This window comes from Pedobacter sp. 01T416_2, assembly GCF_056398925.1.
The window spans coordinates 1-3312 of record NZ_JBFTQI010000667.1 but is presented as its reverse complement, the minus strand read 5'-3'; the positions used below and the strand labels follow the sequence as shown (position 1 = coordinate 3312).

3 protein-coding genes are annotated in these 3312 nt (G+C 37.4%); all 3 read right to left on the bottom strand.

Going from position 1 to position 3312, the window contains the following annotated elements; genetic code table 11:
* Positions 1 to 1617 (bottom strand): carboxypeptidase-like regulatory domain-containing protein (locus AC1DPQ_RS22120; protein WP_477610889.1); only part of this gene is annotated, 1617 nt, incomplete at its 3' end.
* Positions 1601 to 1834 (bottom strand): DUF1456 family protein, encoded by a 234-nt coding sequence (locus AC1DPQ_RS22115; RefSeq protein WP_029274124.1) that lies wholly within the window; start codon positions 1832 to 1834, stop codon positions 1601 to 1603. The genes AC1DPQ_RS22120 and AC1DPQ_RS22115, both read right to left, overlap by 17 nt.
* Before the next feature lie 207 nt (positions 1835 to 2041).
* Positions 2042 to 3312 (bottom strand): DEAD/DEAH box helicase (locus tag AC1DPQ_RS22110; RefSeq protein WP_477610888.1); only part of this gene is annotated, 1271 nt, incomplete at its 5' end.

Genomic DNA, 3312 nt, shown 5'->3' with positions numbered 1-3312 from the left:
ACCAAAATTCTGATTGATAAAATTAGAGACATAATCCTGCCCCAGCGAATCGACAACAAAACTGTTTCCCAACGGATTGGTAACCGTTGTAGTTTGCAAATTGCGGCTCCTGCTAACTGAAAAACGGTAAGACAGGTTAATAAAACTGTATCCTGTACTGTCGTTTGGCTTTTTTAATGAATTGGAAAATTGGAAATTGCCCCCAAAATTGGAGTTCGAGGTATTATTATCAACCAATCTGTTCAGTAAAGAATCTTTAACCARTACGTTGGTGGTTTCGTTGTAATACCTTATAATATCATTAATTGTACTGTTTGAGTTTCCTTCGCTTGTGCCAAAATTAAATCCCATAGATAACGACCTCTTATTATTAGCCAACCGCCTAGACCAATTAATACTTCCATTAACATTAGGATTACTGTTCCTTGAACCTGAATTAGACAGTAGATCCTGTTTGATAAAACCTGTTTTATTGGAAGTGGAAAACGCATCGTTATGGGTATTGGCCAAAGCCCCATTAAGCGAAATATTAAGGTAATTCTTCTTTGTGGCCCCATTTAAACCGAGGTTGATGTTATTGTTTAGCGATCTGGAATTATTGGCGCTTTCTCTTAAGTCGAATATTGTTCCCTGCGGGTTAAACGTTTCGAGGTAATTACTCTGAATAGATTTATTAATTCCGTTACTAAAATGATAGCCGCCATTAAAGCTAAATTCCTTCGAAATTTTGTCTCTGATATTACCATTTAAACCTCCATTGTTCATTTTGGTAAACTCATTATTCGTGATACCATAACGGCTTCCAAAACCAATTTGCTTCGTTTTTCTCCATATGCTACCATTACCGCCTAAATTATGTGCATTATTGGTGGCAGAACTCATATTTACTCCGCCAAAAACACCTTTGTCCATGCCAGGCTTAGTAATCAGGTTCAACATTTTTTGTGGCGTACCTACTTTTATGCCTGTAAAACTGGCTTCATCACCATAATCCTCAATTACCTGTAGTTTAGCAATAATATCGGCGGGCAACTGTCTGATGTAATCTTCTACGTTACTGGTAAAAAAATCCTCACCATTTACCCGCAACTTGGTCATTTTTTTTCCCATGGCAGTAACAGCACCTTTTTCGTCAACCTCAATACCTTGCAGTTGTTTTAACAGATCTTCCACTTTATCATTTTCTCTTACGGTATAGGCAGCAGCGTTATACTCAATCGTATCTTTCTTGATCTTAATGGGGTCTACCTTTACTTTAACCTCCACATCTTCGAGACGGATCGTTTCCATCTTGAGCATAATGGGTTCTAAAACGGAGTTTTTTTTCGAAGATTCGATTTCGTAGATAGAAGCAAACGGCCTGTAGCCCAATGCGGTAATGGTAAGGTAGAATTTATTTCGGGTTACTTTTGCGAATGCAAAGTTTCCCTTCGCATCTGAATTTGAGCGGAGTGTATCTTTATCGGTAATCAATCGGATGCTTACGCCCTCAATAGGCTTCTTCAAAGAATCGATTACACTACCACTTATTTTAAACTGAGACTGAGCGAGAGCGTTAAAGGAAAGTGTGATCAGTATAAAAAATATTAAAAAGCATAAATTATTGCTTTTTTTCATCCCTCGGACCTCTTTTGTAAATCACAAGACCATTTAAGAAATTACGCAGAATCTGATCGCCGCAAGGTTTAAAATTCTCATGGTCTTCATTTCTGAAAATATCGCCCAGTTCTGCCTTGGTTACCTTAAATCCAACCAGGTCGCAAATGGTTATGATATCTTCTGTTTTTAATGATAGGGCTACTCTTAGTTTTTTTAATATATCGTTGTTGCTCATTTTTAATGTTTGAATTAGAGAATGTCTGAATTAGTGAGTGATTGAGTTAGCGGATTATAGCGTGATTAAATTAGAAAATTTATGAATGAGTATATTGAACGATTGAGCTATTGAATAAACGGTTAAATGAATAAATTATTGAATGACTACAGAAATAAATCTAGAACTTTAAGCCCCGTTTTTCCAATGAACCAATGAACCAATGAACTAACTCGCTACTTCTAATTTAAGTTTTTTTCCTTTAATTTTTTCGCCGCTCAATGCTTTCAATAATTTTTCTACTTTGCTTCTTTTAACCGCGACGTAACTGGTGGTATCTTTAACTTCGATCAGGCCAAGATCTTCTTTTGTTAAATTACCTTTCTGCAAAAATAAACCTACAATATCAATTTTGTTAATTTTATCCTTCTTGCCATGTGCAATGTATAAAGTTACCCAATCGCTGGCTTCTGGTAATTTATACTTTTCGGATAAAACTTCCTCCTCAATATCTTCCGGCAAATACTTATAGTGTTCTTCTGAAGTTAAAATGGCATAGGCCGTTCCTTTTGCATGCATCCTTGCCGTTCTGCCATTGCGATGGATATAGGCATCTTCGGTGTAAGGTAATTGATAATGTACAATATGTTCCACCTCAGGAATATCCAGACCACGGGCAGCCAGATCTGTTGTGATTAAAATCCGATGGCTACCATTTCTAAATTTAAGCAATGCCTTTTCTCGATCGAACTGTTCCATCCCACCATGAAAAACATCGTGACCTAAACCATTTTCGAAAAGTAAATCACTTATCCGATCTACAGTTTCCCTGTGGTTACAGAAAACCAATGTATTTTTACTACCTATTTTACTCAGTAATCTGAAAAGGTAATCTAACTTATCGGCAGCAGGTGCTGTTATTTTTCTGAGCTTTAGATCTGGTTTTGCTTCGATATTTTTTGAAAAATCGACTTCAACAGGCACATTTAGCTTTACAAAAGCAGGAATTTCTTCCATTTTGGTAGCAGAAGTAAGTATACGCTGTTTTAACGAAAGCAGTGAGCCAATGATATAAGACATGTCTTGCTCAAAGCCAAACTCCAGTGCTTTATCAAATTCATCTAAAACTAAGGTTTCGATAAAAGATTCGTCAAAGTTTTGATGCTCTAAATGGTAAGCTATCCTGCCAGGCGTTCCGATCAGGATGGCAGGTGGGTGTGCAAGATTATTCTTCTCTATCCGTACGGCATGACCACCGTAACAGCAGTTTACTTTAAAAGAAGTACCCATTTGTTTAAAAACCTGCTCTATCTGTAAGGCAAGCTCTCTCGAAGGGACCAAAACCAAGGCCTGTACCCCTTTTACTCCGGTTTTTAGGTTGGAAAGTAATGGCAATAAAAAGGCCAGCGTTTTCCCCGAACCCGTTGGCGCAATCAATATTACATCTTTACCAGTCTTGGCTGCTTTTACAGAAGACTCCTGCATCTCATTAAGTGCAG

Bases quoted from the DNA above. Each gene is read 5' to 3' on its own strand.
- AC1DPQ_RS22115 (WP_029274124.1), bottom strand. From the start codon at position 1,834: ATGAGCAACAACGATATATTAAAAAAACTAAGAGTAGCCCTATCATTA.